At 63.6% G+C, this 686-nt stretch carries 1 protein-coding gene; it reads right to left on the bottom strand.

The annotated features are described in order from the left end of the window. On the bottom strand, positions 1–686 hold a 686-nt coding region (locus AC3FKH_RS34490), incomplete at both ends, for a 3-hydroxyacyl-CoA dehydrogenase NAD-binding domain-containing protein (RefSeq protein WP_488680165.1).

Raw genomic sequence — 686 nt, 5'->3', positions numbered from 1 at the left:
TCCTGGTAGAACTGGTTGTAGATCGATTCCATCACCGGGTGCGACACATCGAGCCCGGTCAGGTCCATCAGCTCGAATGGCCCCATGCGGAAGCCCGCTTGCTCGCGCATGACGTTGTCGATGTCGACAAACTCGGCCACGCCTTCCTGAGCGACCTTGAGGCCTTCGATATTCATGCCGCGGCCGGCATGGTTGACGATGAAGCCCGGCATGTCCTTGCAGCGCACGGGCGTATGGCCCATGCGGCGCGACAGGGCCATCAGCGCATCGCCCACGGCCGGGTTCCCGGACAGGCCGTCGATGACCTCGACCACCTTCATCAGCGGTACCGGGTTGAAGAAGTGGTAGCCAACCACGCGGCCCGGTTCCTTCGCGCCAACGGCGATCGCGGTGATCGACAGCGACGAGGTGTTCGAGGCGATGATCGCGTCAGGACGCAGCACCGCTTCCAGCTTGGCCACGAGATCGCGCTTCACTTCAAGCTTCTCGACGATGGCTTCCAACACCATGTCGCAGCCAGCCAGGTCTTCAAGGGCGCCGCAGGGCTTCACGCGGGACAGCGTGGCCTCGGCGTCGGCAGCAGAGATCTTGCCCTTGTCAGCCAGCTTGCCGAGCGTATCCTGCAGATACTTGCGCGCCGCTTCCACCGCTTGCGGGTTGGCGTCGTACAGATTGACGGTCAGGCC

The sequence above is a fragment of the Cupriavidus sp. 21MJTG02-4 genome (assembly GCF_057798975.1).
The sequence above is the reverse complement of the archived record's forward strand: the minus strand, read 5'-3'. Positions and strand labels throughout refer to the sequence as shown.